A 22318-nucleotide genomic window follows, 5' to 3' on the forward strand; every position below is an offset into this window, starting at 1 on the left:
CCGCAAATGCCTGGACTTCAAGACACCCGCAGAGGCATTCTCCGAACTCAAATCAACCGTTGCACTTCAAACGTGAATCCATACCCCGCCTTCGCGGGGTATGACGACCGGTAGGCGTCGCCTGCAAAACTCTACCCCGCGATCTCAAGCCCCGCATTTGCGTAGACCACGCCGCCATCGACGGCGATGGTGTTGCCGACCACGTAATCGCCCGCGCGCGAGGCGAGATAGATTGCTACCCCCGCCATATCCTCGTCGGTACCGATACGCTTCGCCGGAATGCGCTTGGCGACTTCGTCCGAGTGGTCGCGCGCCGCCCGGTTCATGTCCGACTTGAACGCGCCCGGCGCGATCGCGGTGACATTGATATTGTCCTTGATCAGTTTCGTTGCCATGCGCCGCGTCAGATGAATCACGGCGGCCTTGCTTGCGGCGTAGGAATAGGTTTCGCTCGGATTGACGAAAATGCCGTCGACGGAAGCGATGTTGATGACCTTGGCCGGCCGTTCGGGCGAGGCCGCCGCGCGCAACGGTTTCGCCAGCGCCTTGGTCAGGAAGAACAGCGACTTGACGTTGAGGTCCATGACCTTGTCCCAGCCGCTTTCGGGGAATTCGTCGAACTCCGCGCCCCACGCCGCGCCGGCATTGTTGACGAGGATGTCGAGCTTCGGCTCCAGCTTGATGATTTCGCCAGCCAGCTTGTCGCAGCCCGCGACCGTGGAGATGTCGATCGGCAGCGCGATGCATTCGCCGTCATAGGCGGCGGAGAGTTCCTTCGCGGTCGCCTCGCAGGGGCCTGCCTTGCGCGCGGTGATGTAGACCTTCGCCGCGCCCTGCGCGAGAAATCCGGCCGCGATCATCTTGCCGATGCCGCGCGAGCCGCCCGTCACCAGCGCGACACGGCCGTTAAGCGAAAACAGATCCTTGAACATGCGTTCCTCCATTGCTTTGCCACCGGTTTTGGGCGGGGGAGGCCGGCAAGTCAAGGAAGGGGTCGCTTCCCCCTTGTGTGGCGCGGGTGAAATCCGCGCCGGAGGAGGGGGCTGTCTCCGCGGAGAGGACCCCTCGACCCGTCTCGAATGAGCCGCGCATTCACGCTCGATCTGATCGGTGGATCGATTGTGGCTCTTGATGTGACCCAGCTCGTGCATCCCGACCGCATAGGCAATCTCTGATGTGATGTGAGGCGCGCGGATGAACTCCAACTCGCCGCTGAGTGCCGATGCCTTCGGTGAACTATCACACTACTGAACGTCGGCCGCTGGCCGCAAAGCTTCAGGAAGTGCCGCTTGAGGTCGGCGAGGGTGGTCATCGTCTACCCTTCGGTTGATCTCGATCAAGGAAGGTTTTTTCCGTAGCGCGTAACGTTTCCCAAATACAATCAGGAAGGGAGGCCGCAATGAGGAATCGCTTCATTACTTTGGCGTGTTCTGCGCTCGCTTTGATGAGTGCAACGGGATTGGCCTATTCCGACACGATAGGGCGATATGAATGCAGCATTGTCGGCATCGGTAATCCGGAGCCTTTGGGCGACCGCGCCGGACACGGGTTACTGAGCTATCAATTCTCCTGCTATGGCATCGATGGTCTCTTGAAGGGAGCCGTGTATTCGGCAGTTCACGTCAGCGAGTGGGATGGTCCTCAAGGCGACTTCCTGTTGGCGGGTGGAGTTCATAGGGTCGCCGGAGGATTTGCGGTCACTCAAATGACGGAAGGCACAGCCACTGTCAGCATGAAAGATGGTAAGCCTGTCGGTGTGACAGGCTCCGGCAAAGCGGTGTTCAAACTGGGCTCAGGCAGCTTGGCTGCGCTCTCCGGGAGGGCCACCAAATTCACGACCAAGGTGACGGGTGCAAATCGCTTTGAACTTGAATTCGTGGATTAAGAAACGAGTGTTGGCCGCGGACTACAATTTCTCCCGCAACGGGTGAAGGTGAGATCGCACAGCGGAAACACTACGCCGCGTCGATGCGGCGAAAGCCGTTCCACATGGCGGTGGCGGCGCCGGAGGTCAGCACCGGGAGGATGCGCGCATCCTGGTAATTGCCGTTGAGCGAAACCCGTTGCAGCGCGGTCATATGCTCGGCGCTTTCCGGGAAGATCATGCCCGGCCGCGTCGTGACCGCGGTCTTGAATCCGGCCGCTTTCGCCAGGCGGAATTCGCGCCGGCCCGCCGCGATCCGGTCGCCATAGGGATAGGCGAGATGAAGCACCGGCCGCTGCAGCGCGGTTTCGATCCGCGCGCGGCTGGTGGCCAGTTCGAACGAAGCGGTCTCCTCGCTCTGCCGCGCCAGATTGCAATGCGTGATCGTATGCGCGCCGATCGTCACCAGCGGATCCTCGGCGAATGCCTTTAATTCCTCCCACGACATGCAGAACTCGCGGGCGATCGGAGTCTCGTCCACCTCATATCGCGTGCAGAGCGCGGAGATTTCGCGCTGCATGTCGTGTTCGCCCGGCAGCGCGCGCAGCCAGTCGTGCAGGCGGTCGAAAGTCGCCTGCTTGGCCGCCGGCGTCGAGGCGTCGAGGCGGGTCGTGACGCCGCCGATCGGGGCTTCGATCGACGACGCCTTTGCGATCGCCTTCTCGAGCGCGACCCACCACAACCGGCCGGTGCCTTCGGCGAAATCGCTCGTCACGTAGACGGTGAGGGGCGCGTCATATTCACGCATCACCGGCAGGGCGAAATCGCGGTTGTCGCGATAGCCGTCATCGAGGGTGAAGCAGGCGAAGCGCCGCGCGAATTTGCGCTGCTGGAGCCGCTGATGCACCTCGTCCATGGTGACGATGTCGACGTCGAGGTTACGAAGATGCGCCAGCATCGCCCGCAAGAACTCCGGATCGACCTCGAGATGATGGTTGGGCTGAAACGCGCCGTCGCGGCGGGGGCGGACGTGGTGCAGCATGAAAATGACGCCGACACCCGCGAAGATTGGTCGCAGCAGGTAATGCGCTCCGGAGAAGTACAGCGCTTCCAGTCCGGCGCGGATGACGGTGTTGCGAAGCAGTTTCATCGAGATGCAGGGCGCCCGGTTATTTACGGAGCGAAATTAGCGAAAGACCGCTGAAGAAACAGTTAGCCGGACCAATTTCAGAGCGTTTCGGCCCCTGCGACATTTCGGGTTTGACAGCCTCGCAAGGGTTTGTTTTCTCTCCGTTCCGGACCCCGCAGGAACTCGAATGCACGGACTTTTCAGGTGGAGTGGCAAATGGTGGCCGGGCATCATTCCTTTGGTCATCTTTTGGGCTATCGCGGCCTGGACGAGCACCGAACCGCTTGAAGCCGACCTGGCGCAGCGTTCGACCGCAGCCCTCAAGGACACCATCCTCGACAAGAGGCGAATCTCGGTCGCAGGCCGCGACGTGACGCTTGCGGCGGATGCTTTCTCGGAAGACGGCCGGCAGGGTGCGGTGGCGTCGGTGGAAGCGGTGCCGGGCGTGCGCTTGGTTAACGATGAAACCCGGCTCGTTCCCGAAGCCAAACCGTTTGTCTGGTCGGCCGAACGCGACGTCCTTCGGGTGACGCTGTCAGGCAGTTCGCCGCTGCCGGCGAGCAAGGGCAGATTGCTGGAGGCGGCGCGTGCCGTTGGCGGCGTCGAGGTCGCCGACCGGACGAATTTGGCGCGCGGCGCGCCGCCGCGTTTCGACAATGCCGCTCTGTTGCTGCTCGATCAGGTCGGCAAGCTGAAGGACGGCAAGGTCACGCTGACGGACACCAGGGTCAGCCTGACCGGCATGGCCCGCGAACTCGGCGGCAGGGAAGCCATCGCCGCCGCGCTGAAAAATCTGCCCGAGGGCTATTCGGTCGCCGTCAATGACGTCAAGGCGCCGCCCTACATCTTCCAGGCCTACAAGGATCCGGTCGCGGTGACGGTGACGCTGACCGGCTATGTGCCCGACAATAACGTCCATGCGGCGCTGGTGGCGGCGGCGGGGCGCAAGTTCTTCAGGGAAAAGGTCGTCGACAACCTCAAGGAGAGCATCGGCGCGCCCTCAGGCTTTGCCAACGCGGTGGTGCCTGCGCTCGGCGCGCTGTCGCGGCTGTCGACCGGCACGCTGGTCGTCTCCGACCGCGAGGTCAAGCTGTCGGGCGATGCGCTTTATGAAGCCGCCGCCGGCCAGATCCGCGCCGGCCTCGGCAAGGAGTTTCCGCAGGGCTGGCAGTTCAAGCCGGAAATCTCGGTCAGGCCGGCCGCGGCGCCGGTGGATGCGACGGTCTGCCAGCAATTATTCACCGATCTGCTCGGCAAGGCCCGGATTCGCTTCGAATCCGGCCAGGCCGATATCGTCGCGGATTCCGCCGGTCTGCTCGACCGCCTGATCGAAACCGCGTTGCGCTGTCCGACCGCCAATATCGAGATATCAGGACATACCGATACCGACGGCGACGAGGCGGCCAACCAGGAGCTGTCCGAGAAGCGCGCCCAGGCGGTCGCCGACTACCTGGTCAAGGCGGGGTTGCCGGCCAACCGGTTCAGCGCGGTCGGCTATGGTGCGACGCAGCCGATTGCGGGTAACGACACCGACCAGGGCAAGGCGCAGAACCGCCGCATCGATTTCGTGGTGAAGTGAGCATGGCCTATCTGACCACATTCTACTGGGGCTGGTTGCTGGCATCGGTGCTGCTCGGCTTCGCCATGGGCTGGATATCCGTGGTCCAGCACGGCGAAGGCGTCTCGCGGAAGCTGCGATGGGCGCTTTCGGCTTTGGTCGCGGCGCTGATCGGAGCCGCGCTCGCGCGCGCCGTGCCCGGCCGCTTCGGCTATTGGCTCGACCTTGGGCTGATCATGTTCGCGCTTTATCTCTGCGGCTGTGCGGTCGGATCATGGTTGCGCGACTGGGTAGTCTCGCGCAGTGCGCCGCCGGCCTGACCGCAGCATGGGCCGGGCAGCTTTCCCCCGTCATTGTCACGGGTTGTTGACCAGCCCCTTCTATGGTCCGGAACCCCCATCGGGCGGCGGGAATGCAGCAAAACTGTGCTACCGCCGTCATCAACTACGGCTAATATGTTGAAGAAGCGCGTTTTATTGTCGTCAGGCGAATTCCACTCCGGCTCAAAACGCGCTACCAGAGGGGCAAGGGAGCAGCGTAGCGCCGGCGGGGTTCACGCCATTGCCGTCGTCGCATAAGCGCAATTCGAGGTGTAGATGCTGGAAGCAATACGCAGGGCGATCTCGTTTCTGCGCCAGAAGCAGGTCCTGCACAAACTCGGGGTCTTGATCAGCATCACGGTCATCGCCGTTGCGTGCTACGTGCTGTATCACATGCTCCGCGGTATCGACACCGATGAGGTGATCGACGCCATCAAGGGCACCGAGCCGCGCCAGGTCGCGCTGGCGGCTCTGTTCGTGGCGGCGGGCTATTTCACGCTGACTTTCTATGACTGGTTCGCGGTCCGCACGATCGGCAAGGGCCACATTCCCTACCGCGTCAACGCGCTTGCCGCCTTCACCTCCTACTCAATCGGACACAATGTCGGCGCCAGCGTCTTCACCGGCGGCGCAGTGCGCTACCGGATCTATTCGGCCTGGGGGCTGAACGCGATCGATGTCGCCAAGATCTGTTTCCTCGCCGGGCTGACCTTCTGGCTCGGCAATGCCGCGGTGCTGGGGCTGGGCATCGCCTATCACCCGGAAGCCGCCGCTTCGATCGATCAGCTGCCGGTCTGGTTCAACCGTGTTGCGGCGTGCGCCATCATCGTTGGACTGGTCGGCTATGTGGTCTGGGTCTGGGTTCAGCCGCGCGGCGTCGGCCGCGGGCCATGGACGGTCACGCTGCCGGGCGGGCCGCTGACGCTGCTGCAGATCGCTATCGGCATTGTCGATCTCGGCTTCTGTGCGCTGGCGATGTATGTGCTGGTGCCGGACGAGCCCAATCTGGGTTTTGTTGTCGTCGCGGTGATCTTCGTCTCGGCCACGCTGTTGGGGTTTGCCAGCCATTCGCCGGGCGGGCTCGGCGTTTTCGATGCCGCCATGCTGGTTGGCCTCTGGCAGATGGACCGGGAGGAACTGCTCGCCGGCATGCTGCTGTTCCGCGTCCTCTATTATATCGGTCCCTTTGTCATATCTGTAATCTTGCTGACGCTTCGGGAGATTATCATCGGCGCGCGCTCGAAGCGCCTGCGCCAGTTGGCGTCCGGTACCGACGCCGAGCCGACGAGGCATGAGGCCGCCGTCTATGTGCGCGAGCGTGGAGACACGGGCGCCTGATTCCGTGACGGCGCCCGCCCAATAGAGGAAAAAGCCTGCGCCATGGCGATCGACGATTCCAGCTCTTCCTCCTTCTTTTCACCGTGGCCGGACCGGTTGCGGCATTCGGCCATCATCCTGCTCGCCGCCGGCCTGGCGCTTTGCGCGCTCGTGCTGTTGGCCGATCTCTCGCTGGCGCGCGCTGTGGCGGTTTTCATCTGTATCGCCGCCGCAGCCCTGGTGCCGTGGCGGCTGCATCATGTGACAGCCTCCCGTGACGATGTCCGCGCCGTCACTCCGGTCGAGTCTGCAGCCGTCAGCGCCGTCGTTGCCGGCATGCCGGATCCGGCCGTGCTGCTCGACCGCGCCGGCCGCGTCCTGCATCTCAACGCCGCAGCCGCCCAGCTCGCGCCCGCCTTGCGCAAGAACGAGCTCGCGCAGTTCGCGCTGCGCTCGCCCGAGATCATCACCGCGTTGCGCGAGGCGATCGCGACCACCGAACCGCGCCGGGCGACCTATCTCGACCAGGTGCCGGTCGACCGCTGGATGGAACTGATCATCACGCCGGTGCCGGTGCCGACGCTGTTCGGCGGCACCGAAAAATGCATGCTGATGACCTTCCACGACCTGACGCCGCTGCGGCGGGTCGAGGAAATGCGCGCCGATTTCGTCGCCAACGCCAGTCACGAGTTGCGGACGCCGCTCGCGGCGTTGTCGGGCTTCATCGATACGCTGCAGGGGCCTGCCAAGGACGACGCCAAGGCGCGCGAGCGCTTCCTCGGCATCATGCATACGCAGGCGACGCGAATGGCGCGGCTGATCGACGATTTGCTGTCATTGTCGCGGGTCGAATTGTCGGCCCATGTCCGGCCCGATGCATCGGTCGATCTGGTTCCGATCATTCGCCAGGTCGCGGACGGGCTGGAGCCGCTGGCCGGGGAGCGTCAGGTCGTGATCGAGATCGATCTGCCGGAGGCGCCGGTCATGATCGCGGGCGATCGTGAGGAACTGTTGCGGCTGTTCGAAAACCTGATCGAGAATGCGCTCAAATACGGTGCCTCGGGCGGCAGGGTCGTGGTTTGCCTGACTCAGGCGAGTTCGGGCGAGGGGACCCCGGAAGTGCGCGTCATGGTCCGGGATTTCGGTCCCGGCATCGCGCCGGAGCATCTGCCGCGGCTGACCGAGCGTTTCTACCGGGTCGATGTCGGCGACAGCCGCGCGCAGGGCGGAACCGGGCTCGGGTTATCCTTGGTGAAACATATTCTTAACCGCCATCGCGGCCGGCTTTTGATCGAAAGCGTGCCGAAAAACGGCGCTGTCTTTACCGCCTGTTTTCCCCAGGCCAAGTCTCCGTGAGTTGGTCGCCGACCGTCGCGATGCCTCAGCTTCGCACGCATTGACCTGGCGCAAGGGTGTGCTCCCGGGAGATGGCTATAAGGTATGCTGTAGACAAGACGTAAGGGCGAGCCAATGGATGCTCCGATCGTGGACGACCGATCGATCTCCGAGCGTCTGAATCGGGAATGCTTCTGCATCACGCTGGATCGCGACGCCTTGTGCGACGCGCTGGAACGGGAAGTTGGAGACGCGGAGTTCTGCGCGACGTTCATCCGAACGCGGCCGCATCTATTTTCAAACGCGCCGGTGTTCATCTCGGAATCCGAAACGATTGAGATGCTTCGCATCGTGCGAGCGATCGAGGCCGCGACCAAATTGCCGGGCTATCAGCGAGCCGCGCTGTCCTGGGCCCCGGAACTCGCGCAGCATGATTTCGGCCCGCGCGGTGTCTTTATGGGCTTCGACTTCCATGTCGCCGCAGCAGGGCCGAGGCTGATCGAGGTCAATACCAATGCGGGCGGCGCTTTCCTCAATGCACTGCTCGCGGATGCTCAGCGGGCCTGCTGCGCAGAGATCGAAGTCGCTCTGGGAAAAACCAGCAACGCCAGTTTTGAATCGGCGGTGCTGCGCATGTTCCGGAATGAATTCAAGTTGCAGCGCCAGGTCGGCACGATAGGCCGGATTGCCATCGTCGATGATCGGCCCGAAGAACAGTATCTCTATCCGGAGTTCCTGCTGGCACAGCGTTTCTTTGTGAAGCACGGCATCGAGGCGGTCATCGCGGATGCCGGAAAGCTCAGATACGCGCAGGGTACGCTGACGATCGACAGTCAACCGATCGATCTCGTGTACAACCGGCTGGTGGATTTTTCCCTTGATCGCCCCGGGCACGAGGCTCTCCGCGCGGCCTATCTCGACAACGCCGTCGTGGTTACGCCCAATCCGCATGTGCACGCCCTGTATGCGGACAAGCGCAATCTCGGACTGCTCTCCGATAGAGCAGCGCTGCGCGGCTGGGGGCTCTCGCCGGCGATGGCCGACCATCTTTCCGGGGTGCCGCATACGGTGGTCGTCACGTCCGATAATGCGGCTCAACTTTGGGAGAAAAGGAAGACGCTGTTCTTCAAACCGGTCAGCGGGTACGGCAGCAAGGGAGTCTATCGCGGCGACAAGATAACGAAGGGAGTGTGGGCCGAGGTGGTCAAGGGCGGATACGTCGCCCAGGATTTTGCGGCCCCTGGCGAGCGTATGGTCAAGCTCGACGGCACTCCCGAGGCTCGCAAGACCGATGTCCGGCTCTACGTCTATGACGGCCAGATTCTTCTGACGGCGGCGCGCCTCTACCAGGGCCAGACAACGAATTTCCGGACGGCGGGCGGCGGGTTCGCGCCGGTGTTTACGATTTAGGCCCAGGAAAGGCGTGCCGCATGACCTTGGGATCTGTCACCGAACGTGCGCCGGGCGCCGGCCCCTCGACCGCCAAATGGGTCGCCGGGACCATGGCAGCCCTACTGCTCTGGGGCCTCGTCTACAGTCAGCTCGTTCCGTTTTCGGAATGGGTGGTGTCGCTGGCTCACATCGATCCCACCAGCCAGCTTGGCGAGGCGCTCAGTTTCTTTATCTACGATACGCCGAAAGTCCTGATGCTGCTGACACTCGTGGTGTTCGGCATGGGAGTGGTGCGCAGTTTCTTCTCACCGGAGAAGACGCGCGCGCTTCTTGCCGGAAAGCGGGAAGGCGGCGGCAACGTGCTGGCGGCGGGTCTCGGGATTCTCACCCCGTTCTGCTCATGCTCCGCAGTGCCGATGTTCATTGGCTTCGTCAGCGCCGGCGTTCCGCTAGGCGTCACCTTCTCGTTCCTGATCTCGGCCCCCATGGTGAACGAGGTGGCGCTCGGGCTTCTGTTCGGGCTCGTTGGCTGGAAAGTAGCGCTCACCTATCTCGGCTTCGGTCTCTTCGTCGCGATCGCCGCAGGCTGGGTGATCGGCCGCCTGCATCTCGAAAACTGGTTGGAGGAATGGGTTCGCAACATCCGCGCGAGCGCAGCCGAACTGCCTCCGGAAAACGTCACCGTCATTGATCGTATCAAGGCGGGGATCGAAGCCGTGCGCGAGATCGTCGGCAAGGTTTGGCCCTGGATCATCGCGGGGATCGCCATCGGGGCGTTGATCCACGGTTACGTGCCGTCGGACCTGCTGGCCTCGGTCATGGGACAGGGCGCCTGGTGGTCGGTACCGGCCGCGGTCCTGATTGGAATTCCGATGTACTCGAACGCCGCCGGCATTATCCCGGTGGTTCAAGCCCTGCTTGCCAAGGGTGCGGCGCTCGGGACCGTGCTCGCCTTCATGATGTCGGTGATTGCATTGTCGCTTCCGGAGATGATCATCCTGCGCAAGGTGCTGAGCCCAAGACTCATTGCGGTCTTCGTCGGCGTTGTCGGGACCGGCATTCTCGCAGTCGGCTTCCTGTTCAATGCGCTGTTCAACTGACACCCAGGGGATATCCATGAAAGACGTCAAGGTGCTCGGCCCGGGCTGCAAACGGTGTATCGCTGCTGCCGAGATGGTGCAGGCCGAAGCCGACAGACTGGGCGTTCCCGTCACCATTGAGAAAGTGACCGACTACGCGGCGATTGCCGGTTACGGCATCGCCTCGACACCGGGCGTAGTCATCGACGGCAAGGTCGTGCATGCGGGCGGATTGCCGAAGCCCGAAGACCTCGCCAAATGGCTGGGCGCCTGAAATGGCCGCGAATCTCGAATACAAGGTCACGGCGCGGCGTCTCGATGCGCATGGCAGTCTCGCCAGAACCAAGGAAGCCGAGATCGTTCTGGACACAGCCATGGCAGGACGGTCGGACGCCTTCAACCCGGCCGAATTGTTCCTCGCGGCCATTGCCGCCTGTATGATCAAGGGCATCGAACGCGTAACGCCGATGCTCAAATTCAAGCTGAGCGGCGTCGAGGTCCGTCTGCACGGCGTTCGCCAGGATGCTCCGCCCCGGTATCGGTCGATTATGAACTCATCGTCGATACCGACGAGAGCGACCAGCGGCTTGAATTGCTGCATACCAATGTCCGCAAGTACGGAACGATCTCCAATACGGTGGCGGAAGCCACCAGGCTCGAAGGTGTCATCAAGAGAAGAGCATAGGTTCCCGGCGCGCATTTGGATTAGCGGGATCGTTTTCTCAACCGGCATCGCGGCCGGCTTTTGATCGAAAGCGTGCCCAAGAACGGGCTGTCTTAACTGGTTGTGCTATGCTTATCGGAAAGCACAGGCGACGCGATGCAGCTTCAATCGACCCTGACCTGCCCGGAGTGCGGGCACCAAGCCACAGAGACCATGCCGACCGACGCTTGCCAGTTCTTTTATAACTGCGGCGGCTGCGGTACCCGGCTCAAGCCCAAGCCGGGCGATTGCTGCGTCTTCTGTTCCTACGGGACCGTGCCGTGCCCGCCGATCCAGGAGAACGGCAAGGGCGCTTGTTGTCGCTGAGGCGACCAGAGTTCGCATGTCCTGCTGGCAGAGCGGCCAGAGCGCGTCGCATCTTGCCGCACTAACTGGAAACCTCTGTGCGCGCTCGCGCCAACGGGTGCCAAAGAAGCGCGCGTACGATGAGCGGTATGCCGAATGCGAGAGGTATCGCCCAGTACATGAAATGTGGCAATTCCTTCCAGAGCGGCAGTTGCTTTCCATTATCGACGTAGAAAGCAATAAGCATCAGGGTATACGACAGGCCCATCCCCGTGATGTGGAGCCTAACCCAGTCGCGCCACCGCCGCCTGAGCGCTACGCGCCCGCCCCAAGCGGAGGCGAATGACATCGCTCCAAGAATGAACAAGTGATAGTTCTCGGCCCAGCGCATAACGGACAGGAACGTCGCAGACGCGAACAGCGCCAGCAGACACCAGAAATAGATCGTTCCAAACTTCGAATGCTGGCCGCGACGCTTTTCGCTCAACATTGCGATAGCGCCCATACCAACACACGCAAGGCCAAGCGGGATATGCAATCCGAAAATCACTGTGAGAAAGACAGGATCGGTCGAGGGAATTTCGATCCCCGCCACCACGGTTGTTTCCCCACCCGTCATCACGTTCGCTCCGTCATCGGAGACGGAATCGCCGTCGTATTTGCCGTCGCTGACGGGCAACCGACGACGAAAGCCGCCGCCCCGCAAAGGAGGGCAAGTCCGCAGCAGACCGTGAGTACGGCCGCGTAGCTTTGCGTCCAGTCGATGCTTGCCGCGAAGGGAAGGGGACCCAATGCTGCGCCCGCAACGCCGAATACGAACGACGTTCCCCTGATTGCGCCGAGATGATCGCGGCCAAAATACTGGGCGTAGCCGGCGGCATTGATCGCTTGCTGCGAGCCGTATGCGCCGCCCAGGCTCAACGCGTAGAGCCAGCTTACGGTAACGCCGCCGCCGAACGCCGGAAGGGCGGACGCGAGCGCAAGCATGCCCATCGCCAGCGGAACCAGACGTCGTGGTTCATAGCGGTCCACCAGGAATCCCGTGCCGAGGGTGGCGACAGCCTGAACGCCGCCAGCAAGCGCCAGCAGCGTAAGCGCATCCACATGCGCGACTCCGGCAGTCTGCATGATCGAGAAGTGATTGAGCAAGAGCGCCGTGCCGACCGCATTGGTCAGAAAGCCGGCGGCACACAGCAGCCAGAACACGCCCGTGCGAAGCGCCGGCTGCCGCGAAAACGACGGCTCCGGCCGTGGATCTTTCGCTGTCAGCGCAAGCCCGGCGTCCGGGCTGAGACCAAATTTCTCCGGGCGATCCCGGAATAGCAGAGCGGCGACTGGCAGTATGGTCAGCGCGACAAATCCGGCAAGTGCGAGATAGGCGCCTCTCCAACCGAGCCGCGAAATGAGGAAATCGATCAATTGCGGAAAAACCATTGATCCGGCCGCGAGCCCGAGACTGGCGGCGGCTGCCGCGATGCCGCGCCGTCGCACAAACCACAGATTGACGACTTGCTGGCTCACGAGACTGAGGCCGCCGATCGCAGCGCCACGCAGGAACGCAAAGCCGATCAGCAGCATGAGCGCGGACTGAACGCTCGCCATGAACGCGCAGGCCAAAGCAAGTCCACCGGCGATGATGGTGGCGGTGGGCCGTGGTCCAAGCCGGTCGATCCAGCGGCCGATCGCGGGCGCCGGCAGAATTCCTGCGAGCGTGCCGGCCGCATAAGCAATCGAGGCCGACGTGCGCGAGATGCCGAGTTCGGTGGTGATCGGATAAGAAAACGGAGACGCCCGCCGTCTGGCCGGGCAATGTCATGAAGGAGCCAAATGTGCCGGCCCCCAATATGACCCAACCATAGTGAATGGTCGGCAACTTCGGGCGGGCCGGCTGCGGTAGCTCAGCCTGCACGGCGCCCGGCCTCTGCCGGCAAATCGTCCTCAAATCCTTCGCAACAATGCTCCCGCAAGAAGGAGATGATGGAGTCGATGCGGTGGTACTGGGCGCGGCAAATCACCTCCCGCCCGATCTTTTCCTGCGCGACGAGGCCTGCACCAACCAGGCCTCGCAGATGAAAGGCCAAGGTCGAGGCCGCCAGGTCGAGACGGGTCTGTATTTCGCTGATGTTGAGCCCCGGCGGGCTGGCGCGAACGAGAAGCCGATAGATGTCCAGGCGGGTCAGGTTGCCCAGTTCGGCGAGGCAGCGTGCGGCGAGCTCTCTGTCCATGCTTCCTCATACCGCTACGGCGTGAGCATTACAACCATAATACTAGTTTTATAGTTATATGTGCCTTGTCCCTCCCCCTCCGGCGGCCGATCGAAAGCTTGCGCGGGAACCGCGCGGCCTCTACCGCCTGGTTTCCCCAGGCTAAGACCCCTTCAGTCCATTAAATCCAAGCGATTTCAATCGCTTGGGTATGTCATCCAACTGTCACCGAACCTTCGTAAAAGCTCTATCGACCGCTCCTAGATGAGCGGCGAGTGAGCGCGATCGGGCGCAACAGGCGCTTCGCTCACCAGATGGAGACCAACCCATGAATTTCCTCAGGACAATCGTCGCTGCCGGCCTGGTTGCCGCTTCGACGTCGGCCTTCGCTGCCGATATCACCGGCGCGGGCGCCACCTTCCCCTTCCCGATCTATTCGAAGTGGGCCGACGCCTACAAGAAGGAGACCGGCAACGGTCTGAACTACCAGTCGATCGGCTCCGGCGCGGGCATCAAGCAGATCCAGGCCAAGACCGTGACTTTCGGCGCCACCGACGCGCCGCTCAAGCATGAGACGCTCGAGAAGGACGGCCTGGTGCAGTGGCCGATGGTGATGGGCGCGATCGTGCCGGTCGTGAACCTCGAAGGCATCAAACCGGGCGAACTGGTGCTGTCGGGCGAAGTGCTCGGCGACATCTATCTCGGCAAGATCAAGAAGTGGGACGATGCCGCGATCGCAAAACTCAATCCGAAGCTGAAGCTGCCGGCCGACGCCATCACCGTGGTCCGCCGCTCCGACGGTTCGGGCACCACCTTCAACTTCACCGACTATCTCTCGAAGTCGAACGCCGAATGGAAAGCCAAGGCCGGCTCGGGCACCGCAGTCGAATGGCCGACCGGCGTCGGCGCCAAGGGCAACGAAGGCGTTGCCGGCAATGTCGGCCAGACCAAGAACGCGATCGGCTACGTCGAATATGCCTACGCCAAGCAGAACAAGCTGACCTATGCGGCGATGATCAACAAGGCCGGCAAAACCGTGCAGCCGACCATCGCAGCGTTCCAGGCGGCCGCCTCCAACGCCGACTGGGCCAAGGCGCCCGGCTATTACGTGATCCTCACCGACCAGCCCGGCGAAGCCTCGTGGCCGATCACGGCGGCGACCTTCATCCTGATGCACAAGGATGCGACCGATAAGGCAGCCTCCCAGGAAGCCATCAAGTTCTTCAAATGGTCGTTCGAGAAGGGCGCCAAGATGGCCGAAGAGCTCGACTACATCCCGATGCCGGAATCGGTGGTCAAGCTGATCGAAAAGACCTGGTCGGCTGAGATCAAGAGCTGACGGGCCAGCGCCTCGCAACACGATCGCTCAACCCGGAATGTCCGGGTTGAGCACCTCCTCTCCCGACGGGAGTGGCAAGAACAATGCGCGAGCCGAAAAAGCCGTGCACCGGAGTCCGGGTCATTGGGCTATAAGTACGGGGGATTGGCGTGGCAGAAATGGCGGTTGAAAGCGACGTAATGGAAGCTGCCGGACCTTACGATCGCGCGAGGGCCCTCAGCGCGTTCAAGCTCGGCGACGTCACCTTCTACTGGATCACGCGCGCCTGCGCGATCTCGGTTCTCCTCATCCTCGGCGGCATCATCCTTTCGCTGATCGTCGGTGCCTGGCCCGCCATCCGTGAATATGGCCTCGCCTTCCTGTGGACGCAGCGCTGGGCGCCGTCGGCCGATCCGCCTGTTCTCGGCGCGCTCGGCCCGATTTACGGCACGCTGATCACCTCCGTGATCGCGATGATGATCGCCATTCCCGTCGGCCTCGGCATTGCGATTTTCCTCACCGAGATCTGCCCGATCTGGCTGCGCCGCCCGATAGGCCTCGCCATCGAACTGCTGGCCGGCATTCCCTCCATCATCTACGGCATGTGGGGCTTCTTCGTGCTGGGGCCGTTCCTGGCCAATACGTTCCAGCCGTTCATGATCAGCGTGTTCGACGGCGTCCCCGTGCTGGGCACGATCTTTGCCGGTCCACCCTCCTATCTCAGCCTGTTCAACGCCGCACTGATCCTGGCGATCATGGTGCTGCCGTTCATCACCGCGATCTCGGTCGATGTCTTCAAGACGGTGCCGCCGGTTTTGAAAGAAGCCGCCTACGGCGTCGGCTGCACCAACTGGGAAGTCGTGCGCAACGTGGTGATCCCCTACACCCGCGTCGGCGTGATCGGCGGCATCATGCTGGCGCTCGGCCGCGCGCTCGGCGAGACCATGGCGGTCACCTTCATCATCGGCAATTCGTTCAAGATATCGTCCTCGATCTTCGCGCCGGGCACCACGATCTCGGCGGCGATCGCCTCCGAATTCGCCGAGAGCGACGGCTTGCACCAATCCGGCCTGATCCTGCTTGGCTTGCTTCTGTTCGTGCTGACGTTCTTCGTTCTTGCCGCGGCAAGGCTGATGCTGATGCGGCTGGAAAAGAAGGCGGGGAACTGACATGAACCCGATCTACCTATCCCGCCGCCGCAACAATATCATCGTCAAGTTCCTGTGCCTGGGAGCTGCGATGTTCGGCGTGACCTGGCTGGCGCTGATCCTGTTCACGCTGTTCTATAACGGTCTCGCCGGCATCAATCTCGCCGTCTTCACCCAGGATACGCCGCCGCCGGGTTCGACCGATGGCGGCCTGCGCAACGCCATCATCGGCTCGATCATGATGACCGTGATCGGGGTAGGCATCGGCGCGCCCCTCGGCCTGTTCGCCGGAACGTATCTCGCCGAATACGGCAAGCACGACAAGCTCACCTCGGTGATCCGCTTCATCAACGACATCCTGCTGAGTGCGCCGTCGATCATCATCGGCCTGTTCATCTATGGCGCCATCGTGGTGCCGATGGGCGGCTTCTCGGCCTTCGCCGGCTGCCTGGCGCTCGCCGTGATCGTGATCCCCGTCGTGGTCCGCACCACCGAGGACATGCTCGGGCTGGTGCCCAATCCCTTACGCGAGGCGGCGTCCGCGCTCGGCCTGCCGCGCTCGCTGGTGATCCGGCGGATCGCCTATCGCGCCGCGCGAAGCGGCCTGATCACCGGCGTCCTGCTCGCCACCGCCCGCGTCGCCGGAGAGACCGCGCCGCTGTTGTTCACCGCGCTCTCCAACCAGTTCTTCAGCTTCGATATGACCAAGACGATGGCGAACCTGCCGGTCACCATCAACAACTTCGTCCAGAGCCCCTATGTCTACTGGAAGCAGCTCGCCTGGAGCGGGGCGCTGCTGATCACGCTCACCGTACTTGCCCTGAATATTGGCGCGCGCATTCTCGGCGCCGAGAGGACATCCAAATGACCGAACTCTCCGTATCCGTGAGTAACGCGAGCGGGCCCGGTCCGCAGGTGGCGCTGCCCGAGGCCGCGCCCAAGGTGACCGCGCGCGGCCTGAACTTTTACTATGGCGAGCATCAGGCGCTGAAGAACATCAACCTGACGCTCGGCACAAACCGCGTCACCGCCTTCATCGGCCCGTCCGGCTGCGGCAAGTCCACGCTGCTGCGGATCTTCAACCGGATGTACGATCTCTATCCCGGCCAGCGCGCGACCGGGCAGCTCATGCTCGACCAGACCAACATTCTCGACCCCAAGCTCGACCTCAATCTGCTGCGGGCCCGTGTCGGCATGGTGTTCCAGAAGCCGACGCCGTTCCCGATGACGATCTACGAAAACATCGCCTTCGGGATCCGCCTCTATGAGAAGATCTCCAAGTCCGAGATGGACGGCCGGGTCGAGAAGGCGCTGCGCGGCGGCGCGCTGTGGAACGAGGTCAAGGACAAGCTCAACGCAAGCGGCCTGTCGCTGTCCGGTGGCCAGCAGCAGCGGCTCTGCATCGCCCGCACGGTCGCAGTGCGGCCCGAGGTGATCCTGTTCGACGAGCCCTGTTCGGCGCTGGATCCGATTTCGACCGCCAAGATCGAGGAATTGATCACGGAGCTGGCGGAGGACTACACCATCGCCATCGTCACCCATAACATGCAGCAGGCGGCCCGCGTCTCCGACAAGACCGCCTTCATGTATCTCGGCGAGCTGATCGAGTTCGACGACACCAACAAGATTTTCACCTCGCCGAGCGATCGACGCACCCAGGACTACATCACCGGCCGGTTCGGTTGAGGAGATAACACATGGCTTCCGAACACACCGCCAAGGCATTTGACAGCGATCTCCAGGAATTGACCCGTCTCGTCGCCGAGATGGGCGGCCTGGCTGAGCGCATGATCACCGAATCCGTCGATGCGCTGGTCCGCCGCGACATCGCCCTCGGCAAGCGCGTCGTCGCCTCCGACGTCGAGATCGACCGGCTGCAGCATCTGATCGAGGAGCGCGCGGTGCTGACCATCGCGCGGCGCCAGCCGATGGCGATCGATCTGCGCGAAATCGTCGGCGCCATGCGGGTGGCCACCGATCTGGAACGGATCGGCGATCTCGCCAAGAACATGGGCAAGCGGGTCGCGGCGCTGGAGAATGATTTCCAGCCGCTGAAATTGATGCGCGGCCTCGAACACATGACCGATCTGGTTCTGTCGCAGGTCAAGTCGGTGCTGGACGCCTATGCGGCGCACGATCTGCCGGCGGCGATGGCGGTCTGGAAGGGAGACGAGGAAGTCGACGCCATCTGCACCTCGCTGTTCCGCGAGCTCCTCACCTATATGATGGAAGATCCCCGCAACATCTCCTTCTGTATCCATTTGATGTTCTGTGCCAAGAACATCGAGCGCATCGGCGATCACGCCACCAACATCGCCGAAACCGTGTTCTACATGATCGAGGGACAGCAGATGCTCGACAAGCGCCCGAAGGGCGACATGACGAATTTTGCTACCACGGTCCCCGGCAACTCATAAACGGATAGAAGGCTGAAGCAGAATGAGCGCGCGCATTATGGTGGTCGAGGACGAGGAAGCGCTGACCACGCTGTTGCGCTACAACCTCGACGCCGAAGGCTATGAGGTCGAAACCGTCGGCCGCGGCGACGATGCCGATACGCGGCTGAAGGAGCGCGTGCCCGATCTCGTCGTGCTCGACTGGATGCTGCCGGGGCTGTCCGGCATCGAGCTCTGCCGCCGCCTGCGGGCCCGGCCGGAGACCAAGCAATTGCCGATCATCATGCTGACCGCGCGCGGTGAGGAGAGCGAGCGGGTGCGGGGGCTGGCGACCGGCGCCGACGATTACATCGTCAAGCCGTTCTCGGTGCCGGAACTTCTCGCGCGGGTGAAGGGCCTGTTGCGGCGGGCCAGCCCCGAGCGTCTCGCCACGGTGCTGACCTATGGCGACATCGAACTCGATCGCGAAAAACGCCGCGTCGCGCGTTCGGGCCGCTCGATCGATCTCGGCCCGACCGAGTATCGCTTGCTGGAATTTTTCCTGGAGCATCCCGGCCGCGTCTTCAGCCGCGAGCAATTGCTCGACAGCGTCTGGGGCCGCGACATCTATATCGACGAACGCACCGTCGACGTGCATATCGGCCGCCTGCGCAAATTGCTCAATCCCGGCCGCGAGCAGGACCCGATCCGCACCGTGCGCGGCGCCGGTTACGCGCTGGATGACCGGTTTGCGAAGGTGGAGCAGCAATAGCTCCCAGTGTCGCCTCGCACCTCACCGTCGTCCCCGTGAAGGCAGGGACTTCTCTTATCGTCATTGCGAGCGAAGCGAAGCAATCCATCGCGCGACCAAGCAAGTATGGCTTGCTTCGTCGCTTGCGCTGCCTTGCGCAAACGCTTCGCGTTTGTCGCTGGCAATGACGGCTGGCGATAGTTTGTTGAAGCAGGTGGAATGCGTAGCCCGGTGAAGCAAAGCGCAACCCGGGGAATGTCAGCCAATCGCGAGGCCGTCCCGGATTTCGCCTCGCGTGCGCCGGGCTACGATGAGATACCGCTCGCCTTACCTTGTCGGCTTCGGCTGCTGCCTCCGGCGATCGGCGGCGGGCTGATACGCCACGCGCGAGTGATGCGCGCAGTAGGGCAGGCCGGCGAGCGCCTTGCCGCCGCAGAAGAAGAATTCCGGGCTCGAGGGATCGCCGACCGGCCAGTGACAGGTCGCCTCGTTCAGTTCGAGTAGCGACAGCCGCTGGCTCATCGGCACCACGTTGTCGAAGGCGATCGGATCAGCCTCCATCTCGACCTCGAAGGCGTGCGCCAGCGCGGTGTTGCCGCGCGAGACCGGGCGCGACACCCGCATCATCTGCTGGGCGGCGGGACGCGCCTTGCGCTGCCGCGGGGCGGCCGAGGAGGGGCTCTTGGCGCGGCCAGACAGGCCCAGCCGGTGCACTTTGCCGATCACGGCGTTTCGCGTCACATTTCCGAGTTCCGCGGCGATCTGGCTGGCCGATAATCCGGCTTCCCAGAGCTTCTTCAGCTGCTCGACGCGATCGTCGGACCAGGTCAATACGGTCATCGCATTCTTCCCTTCGCGTCGCGCCGGCCAATCTGGGGCAGCGCTGGCGACGTCATTCGTCTCAAAAATCCCTGCGGTCAGAATCCCTTAGCCCTCGCCGGGCGCGAAAACCGCGCCCGAACGTGTACGCTGCACAAAATGAACTCTTGGGATCAGAACTGCCGCACGAGATGTCGTACCCGACAGCCCAAAGGCTACAATATGGCGTGACTCGGGCGCAAGAGTCCGCGGCCGCGCGTCCACATGTTCCGACATCTAGGCATTGCACTGCGTGTTTTCCACCACACCGCAATCTTACGGATTTGCCCCATCTTGCAGTGCAGGAAAGGCGGCTTCGTGGCGTGTTGACAGCGCTCCCCGCCCACATAGAATACCTCCCACGTGCCGCCCTTAAGAGGCGGCACGTTTCGTTTTCGCAAGACCGGCCGTTGCCGCGTTCGCGCCTATGCACGCGTGTGCTCCGCGGCAGGTCTTGAAAGCAGGTCTCAAACCTTCAGTGATTGCCATGACCAATAGCGCCACGTCGCATCTGCTCCCCGTCTTTGCCAGGGTCGATCTCGGCTTCGAGCGCGGCGAGGGCTGTTGGCTGACCGCAACCAACGGCGAGCGCTATCTCGACTTCACCTCCGGCGTCGCGGTGAACGCGCTGGGTCACTGCCATCCGCATCTGGTCGCGGCGCTGCAGGAGCAGGCGACCAAGCTGTGGCACATGTCGAACCTGTTCAAGAGCCCGGACGGCGAGAAGCTTGCCGCGCGGCTGTGCGAGCAGAGCTTTGCCGACCTCGTGTTCTTCTGCAATTCCGGCGCCGAGGCGATGGAAGGCGTGATCAAGGTCGTGCGCCGCTATCAATTCTCCAAGGGGCATCCCGAACGCTATCGGCTCGTCACCTTCGAGGGCGCCTTCCACGGCCGCACCCTGGGCACGCTCGCAGCGACCGGTTCCGCCAAATATCTCGAAGGTTTTGGCCCGCCGATGGACGGCTTTGACCAGGTGCCGCACGGCGATCTCGAAGCGGTCAAGAAGGCGATCGGCCCGCACACCGCCGGCATCCTGATCGAGCCGGTGCAGGGCGAGGGCGGCGTGCGCTCCGCGCCACAGGCTTTCTTCAAGGCGCTGCGCCAGCTCTGCGACGAGCACGGCCTCTTGCTGGCATTCGACGAGGTGCAGACCGGCATGGGCCGCACCGGCGATCTGTTCGCCTACAAGCGCGTCGGCGTGACGCCGGATGTGATGTCGCTGGCCAAGGCACTCGGCGGCGGCTTTCCGATCGGCGCGGTGCTGGCCACTGCGGAAGCCGCAAGCGGCATGACGCCCGGCTCGCACGGCTCGACGTTCGGCGGCAATCCGCTGGCGATCGCTTCCGCCAATGCCGTGCTCGACGTGATGCTGAAGCCCGGCTTCTTCGACCACGTGCAGAAGATGTCGCTGCTCTTGAAACAGAAACTGGCCTCCGTGGTCGATCGTTATCCCGCCGTGCTCTCGGAAGTGCGCGGCGAGGGGCTCCTGGTCGGCGTCAAGGCCGTGGTGCCGTCGGGCGATCTCGTCAACGCGCTACGTGCCGAGAAATTACTCACCGTCGGTGCCGGCGACAATGTGGTTCGATTTCTGGCGCCGCTGATCGTGACCGAGGCCGAGATCGACGAGTCCGTTCAGATGCTGGAACGCGCCTGCGTCGCGCTGTCGGGTAATCAGTTGAAGAAGGCGGCGGGATGATGAGCAAATCCGTCCGTCACTTCCTCGACATCAACGAATTGCCGCCGAAGGAGTTGCGCAACATGCTGGCGCTGAGCGCCGACATGAAGGCGAAGCTCAAGGCGCATGAGAAGAGCAGGCGGCCGCTCGAAGGCAAGACGCTGGCAATGATCTTCGAACGTCCCTCGACCCGCACGCGGGTGTCGTTCGACGTCGGCATGCGCCAGCTCGGCGGCGAGTCCATCATGCTGACGGGTGCGGAGATGCAACTCGGCCGCGGCGAGACCATCGCCGATACCGCGCGCGTGCTGTCGCGCTATGTCGATGCGATCATGATCCGCATCCTCAATCACGATGCGCTCCTGGAATTGGCCGCGCACGCCACCGTGCCCGTGATCAACGGGCTGACGCGCCGCTCGCATCCCTGCCAGGTGATGGCCGACCTGATGACCTTCGAGGAGCATCGCGGGCCGATCGAGGGCAAGACCGTGGCCTGGACCGGTGATGACAACAACGTGCTGGCGTCGTGGGCGCATGCGGCGGAGCGTTTCAAGTTCCAGCTCAATGTCGCAACCCCGCCGCAGCTCGCGCCGAACAAGGCGATGAAGGACTGGATCAAGGCGACCCAGGCGCCCATCGTGCTCGGCAACGATCCCGAAGCCGCAGTTCGCGGCGTCGACTGCGTCGTCACCGATACGTGGGTCTCGATGGGCGACAAGGACGGCGAACATCGCCACAACGTGCTCAAGCCCTATCAGGTCAATGCCAAGCTGATGTCGCTGGCCAAGAGTGACGCGATCTTCATGCACTGCCTGCCCGCGCATCGCGGCGAGGAAGTCACTGACGAGGTGATCGACGGCCCGCAATCGGTGGTGTTCGACGAAGCCGAAAACCGCCTGCACGCGCAAAAGGGCATTCTGGCCTGGTGTTTTAACGAAGTAGCGTAACCCTCTCAGCTTGCGTTCCCCGGACGCTGCGCAGCACGT

23 protein-coding genes and 1 pseudogene are annotated in these 22318 nt (G+C 63.0%); 18 read left to right on the forward strand and 6 right to left on the reverse strand.

Translation table 11 applies throughout. The features are described 5' to 3' along the window. Nucleotides 1-131: 131 nt before the first annotated feature. Complete coding sequence (locus tag JQ624_RS36360; protein WP_212423688.1) at nucleotides 132-932, reverse strand: SDR family oxidoreductase; 801 nt, start codon at nucleotides 930-932, stop codon at nucleotides 132-134. A 467-nt stretch (nucleotides 933-1399) separates the two neighbouring features. On the opposite strand from JQ624_RS36360, the gene JQ624_RS36365 reads away from it, so the two are divergent. Continuing rightward, nucleotides 1400-1885, forward strand: coding sequence for a hypothetical protein (locus tag JQ624_RS36365; RefSeq protein ID WP_212423689.1), 486 nt, complete (start codon nucleotides 1400-1402; stop codon nucleotides 1883-1885). A gap of 70 nt (nucleotides 1886-1955) precedes the next feature. Here JQ624_RS36365 and JQ624_RS36370 read toward each other — a convergent pair whose 3' ends face one another. Further along, nucleotides 1956-3014 (reverse strand): polysaccharide deacetylase family protein, encoded by a 1059-nt coding sequence (locus JQ624_RS36370; protein ID WP_212423690.1) that lies wholly within the window; start codon nucleotides 3012-3014, stop codon nucleotides 1956-1958. A gap of 166 nt (nucleotides 3015-3180) precedes the next feature. On the opposite strand from JQ624_RS36370, the gene JQ624_RS36375 reads away from it, so the two are divergent. From JQ624_RS36375 to JQ624_RS39055, 9 genes and pseudogenes are all read left to right on the forward strand, one after another. After that, complete coding sequence (locus JQ624_RS36375; protein ID WP_212423691.1) at nucleotides 3181-4572, forward strand: OmpA family protein; 1392 nt, start codon at nucleotides 3181-3183, stop codon at nucleotides 4570-4572. 2 nt (nucleotides 4573-4574) lie between these two features. Further along, complete coding sequence (locus JQ624_RS36380; RefSeq protein ID WP_212423692.1) at nucleotides 4575-4871, forward strand: hypothetical protein; 297 nt, start codon at nucleotides 4575-4577, stop codon at nucleotides 4869-4871. Nucleotides 4872-5147: 276 nt separating this feature from the next. Beyond that, nucleotides 5148-6209, forward strand: a complete 1062-nt coding sequence (locus JQ624_RS36385; RefSeq protein ID WP_212423693.1) for a lysylphosphatidylglycerol synthase domain-containing protein — start codon at nucleotides 5148-5150, stop codon at nucleotides 6207-6209. Nucleotides 6210-6251: 42 nt separating this feature from the next. After that, on the forward strand, nucleotides 6252-7544 hold the full coding sequence (locus JQ624_RS36390; protein WP_212423694.1) for an ATP-binding protein: 1293 nt from the start codon (nucleotides 6252-6254) through the stop codon (nucleotides 7542-7544). Nucleotides 7545-7901: 357 nt separating this feature from the next. Next, nucleotides 7902-8933 carry a hypothetical protein gene (locus JQ624_RS36395; protein ID WP_249130352.1) on the forward strand — a complete coding sequence of 344 codons (1032 nt, stop codon included), beginning with the start codon at nucleotides 7902-7904 and terminating at the stop codon, nucleotides 8931-8933. Between the two features lie 92 nt (nucleotides 8934-9025). Then, a complete protein-coding gene (locus tag JQ624_RS36400; protein WP_409334419.1) occupies nucleotides 9026-10015 on the forward strand; it encodes a permease in 990 nt (329 codons plus the stop codon). A gap of 16 nt (nucleotides 10016-10031) precedes the next feature. Next, nucleotides 10032-10268: a thioredoxin family protein gene (locus tag JQ624_RS36405; RefSeq protein ID WP_212423697.1), complete on the forward strand. Its 237-nt coding sequence runs from the start codon at nucleotides 10032-10034 to the stop codon at nucleotides 10266-10268. Between the two features lies 1 nt (nucleotide 10269). Continuing rightward, nucleotides 10270-10679: pseudogene (locus JQ624_RS36410) on the forward strand (OsmC family protein). Between the two features lie 135 nt (nucleotides 10680-10814). Next, on the forward strand, nucleotides 10815-11024 hold the full coding sequence (locus JQ624_RS39055; RefSeq protein ID WP_249130353.1) for a GDCCVxC domain-containing (seleno)protein: 210 nt from the start codon (nucleotides 10815-10817) through the stop codon (nucleotides 11022-11024). Between the two features lie 61 nt (nucleotides 11025-11085). On the opposite strand, the gene JQ624_RS36415 is transcribed toward JQ624_RS39055, so the two are convergent. The 3 genes from JQ624_RS36415 to JQ624_RS36425 all read right to left on the reverse strand — a co-directional run bounded on the left by JQ624_RS36415 (nucleotide 11086) and on the right by JQ624_RS36425 (nucleotide 13228). Next, on the reverse strand, nucleotides 11086-11622 hold the full coding sequence (locus JQ624_RS36415; RefSeq protein WP_212423698.1) for a hypothetical protein: 537 nt from the start codon (nucleotides 11620-11622) through the stop codon (nucleotides 11086-11088). Continuing rightward, nucleotides 11622-12773 (reverse strand): MFS transporter, encoded by a 1152-nt coding sequence (locus tag JQ624_RS36420; RefSeq protein WP_212423715.1) that lies wholly within the window; start codon nucleotides 12771-12773, stop codon nucleotides 11622-11624. Before JQ624_RS36420 ends, JQ624_RS36415 begins: the two co-directional genes overlap by 1 nt. A 128-nt stretch (nucleotides 12774-12901) precedes the next feature. Continuing rightward, nucleotides 12902-13228, reverse strand: a complete 327-nt coding sequence (locus JQ624_RS36425; RefSeq protein WP_212423699.1) for a helix-turn-helix transcriptional regulator — start codon at nucleotides 13226-13228, stop codon at nucleotides 12902-12904. Nucleotides 13229-13535: 307 nt separating this feature from the next. Between JQ624_RS36425 and pstS the strand changes: the two genes are divergently transcribed. From pstS to phoB, 6 genes are all read left to right on the forward strand, one after another. Next, nucleotides 13536-14546 carry a phosphate ABC transporter substrate-binding protein PstS gene (gene pstS / locus JQ624_RS36430; protein ID WP_212423700.1) on the forward strand — a complete coding sequence of 337 codons (1011 nt, stop codon included), beginning with the start codon at nucleotides 13536-13538 and terminating at the stop codon, nucleotides 14544-14546. A gap of 149 nt (nucleotides 14547-14695) precedes the next feature. Next, nucleotides 14696-15694: a phosphate ABC transporter permease subunit PstC gene (pstC, locus tag JQ624_RS36435; protein ID WP_212423701.1), complete on the forward strand. Its 999-nt coding sequence runs from the start codon at nucleotides 14696-14698 to the stop codon at nucleotides 15692-15694. Nucleotide 15695: 1 nt separating this feature from the next. Beyond that, nucleotides 15696-16541 (forward strand): phosphate ABC transporter permease PstA, encoded by an 846-nt coding sequence (gene pstA / locus JQ624_RS36440; protein ID WP_212423702.1) that lies wholly within the window; start codon nucleotides 15696-15698, stop codon nucleotides 16539-16541. After that, nucleotides 16538-17359, forward strand: coding sequence for a phosphate ABC transporter ATP-binding protein PstB (pstB, locus tag JQ624_RS36445; RefSeq protein ID WP_212423703.1), 822 nt, complete (start codon nucleotides 16538-16540; stop codon nucleotides 17357-17359). The genes pstA and pstB overlap by 4 nt, the downstream gene beginning before the upstream one ends. Before the next feature lie 11 nt (nucleotides 17360-17370). Beyond that, nucleotides 17371-18090, forward strand: coding sequence for a phosphate signaling complex protein PhoU (gene phoU, locus JQ624_RS36450; RefSeq protein ID WP_212423704.1), 720 nt, complete (start codon nucleotides 17371-17373; stop codon nucleotides 18088-18090). Nucleotides 18091-18112: 22 nt separating this feature from the next. After that, complete coding sequence (gene phoB / locus JQ624_RS36455) at nucleotides 18113-18820, forward strand: phosphate regulon transcriptional regulator PhoB (protein WP_212423705.1); 708 nt, start codon at nucleotides 18113-18115, stop codon at nucleotides 18818-18820. A gap of 306 nt (nucleotides 18821-19126) precedes the next feature. On the opposite strand, the gene JQ624_RS36460 is transcribed toward phoB, so the two are convergent. Beyond that, nucleotides 19127-19639, reverse strand: a complete 513-nt coding sequence (locus tag JQ624_RS36460) for a GcrA family cell cycle regulator (protein WP_212423706.1) — start codon at nucleotides 19637-19639, stop codon at nucleotides 19127-19129. Between the two features lie 505 nt (nucleotides 19640-20144). Here JQ624_RS36460 and JQ624_RS36465 point away from each other — a divergent pair. Both JQ624_RS36465 and argF read left to right on the forward strand, forming a co-directional pair. Further along, nucleotides 20145-21353 (forward strand): aspartate aminotransferase family protein, encoded by a 1209-nt coding sequence (locus JQ624_RS36465; protein WP_212423707.1) that lies wholly within the window; start codon nucleotides 20145-20147, stop codon nucleotides 21351-21353. Further along, nucleotides 21353-22279 (forward strand): ornithine carbamoyltransferase, encoded by a 927-nt coding sequence (argF, locus tag JQ624_RS36470; RefSeq protein WP_212423708.1) that lies wholly within the window; start codon nucleotides 21353-21355, stop codon nucleotides 22277-22279. The genes JQ624_RS36465 and argF overlap by 1 nt, the downstream gene beginning before the upstream one ends. The last annotated feature ends 39 nt before the right edge of the window (nucleotides 22280-22318 follow it).

The sequence above is a fragment of the Bradyrhizobium sp. AUGA SZCCT0283 genome, assembly GCF_018130385.1.
Taxonomy (GTDB): domain Bacteria; phylum Pseudomonadota; class Alphaproteobacteria; order Rhizobiales; family Xanthobacteraceae; genus Bradyrhizobium.

Coding starts and splice junctions, on each gene's coding strand:
- JQ624_RS36360 (WP_212423688.1), bottom strand. CDS start 932: ATGTTCAAGGATCTGTTTTCGCTTAACGGCCGTGTCGCGCTGGTGACG.
- JQ624_RS36365 (WP_212423689.1), top strand. CDS start 1,400: ATGAGGAATCGCTTCATTACTTTGGCGTGTTCTGCGCTCGCTTTGATG.
- JQ624_RS36370 (WP_212423690.1), bottom strand. CDS start 3,014: ATGAAACTGCTTCGCAACACCGTCATCCGCGCCGGACTGGAAGCGCTG.
- JQ624_RS36375 (WP_212423691.1), top strand. CDS start 3,181: ATGCACGGACTTTTCAGGTGGAGTGGCAAATGGTGGCCGGGCATCATT.
- JQ624_RS36380 (WP_212423692.1), top strand. CDS start 4,575: ATGGCCTATCTGACCACATTCTACTGGGGCTGGTTGCTGGCATCGGTG.
- JQ624_RS36385 (WP_212423693.1), top strand. CDS start 5,148: ATGCTGGAAGCAATACGCAGGGCGATCTCGTTTCTGCGCCAGAAGCAG.
- JQ624_RS36390 (WP_212423694.1), top strand. CDS start 6,252: ATGGCGATCGACGATTCCAGCTCTTCCTCCTTCTTTTCACCGTGGCCG.
- JQ624_RS36400 (WP_409334419.1), top strand. CDS start 9,026: ATGGCAGCCCTACTGCTCTGGGGCCTCGTCTACAGTCAGCTCGTTCCG.
- JQ624_RS36405 (WP_212423697.1), top strand. CDS start 10,032: ATGAAAGACGTCAAGGTGCTCGGCCCGGGCTGCAAACGGTGTATCGCT.
- JQ624_RS39055 (WP_249130353.1), top strand. CDS start 10,815: ATGCAGCTTCAATCGACCCTGACCTGCCCGGAGTGCGGGCACCAAGCC.
- JQ624_RS36415 (WP_212423698.1), bottom strand. CDS start 11,622: ATGACGGGTGGGGAAACAACCGTGGTGGCGGGGATCGAAATTCCCTCG.
- JQ624_RS36425 (WP_212423699.1), bottom strand. CDS start 13,228: ATGGACAGAGAGCTCGCCGCACGCTGCCTCGCCGAACTGGGCAACCTG.
- pstS (WP_212423700.1), top strand. CDS start 13,536: ATGAATTTCCTCAGGACAATCGTCGCTGCCGGCCTGGTTGCCGCTTCG.
- pstA (WP_212423702.1), top strand. CDS start 15,696: ATGAACCCGATCTACCTATCCCGCCGCCGCAACAATATCATCGTCAAG.
- pstB (WP_212423703.1), top strand. CDS start 16,538: ATGACCGAACTCTCCGTATCCGTGAGTAACGCGAGCGGGCCCGGTCCG.
- phoU (WP_212423704.1), top strand. CDS start 17,371: ATGGCTTCCGAACACACCGCCAAGGCATTTGACAGCGATCTCCAGGAA.
- phoB (WP_212423705.1), top strand. CDS start 18,113: ATGAGCGCGCGCATTATGGTGGTCGAGGACGAGGAAGCGCTGACCACG.
- JQ624_RS36460 (WP_212423706.1), bottom strand. CDS start 19,639: ATGACCGTATTGACCTGGTCCGACGATCGCGTCGAGCAGCTGAAGAAG.
- JQ624_RS36465 (WP_212423707.1), top strand. CDS start 20,145: ATGACCAATAGCGCCACGTCGCATCTGCTCCCCGTCTTTGCCAGGGTC.
- argF (WP_212423708.1), top strand. CDS start 21,353: ATGAGCAAATCCGTCCGTCACTTCCTCGACATCAACGAATTGCCGCCG.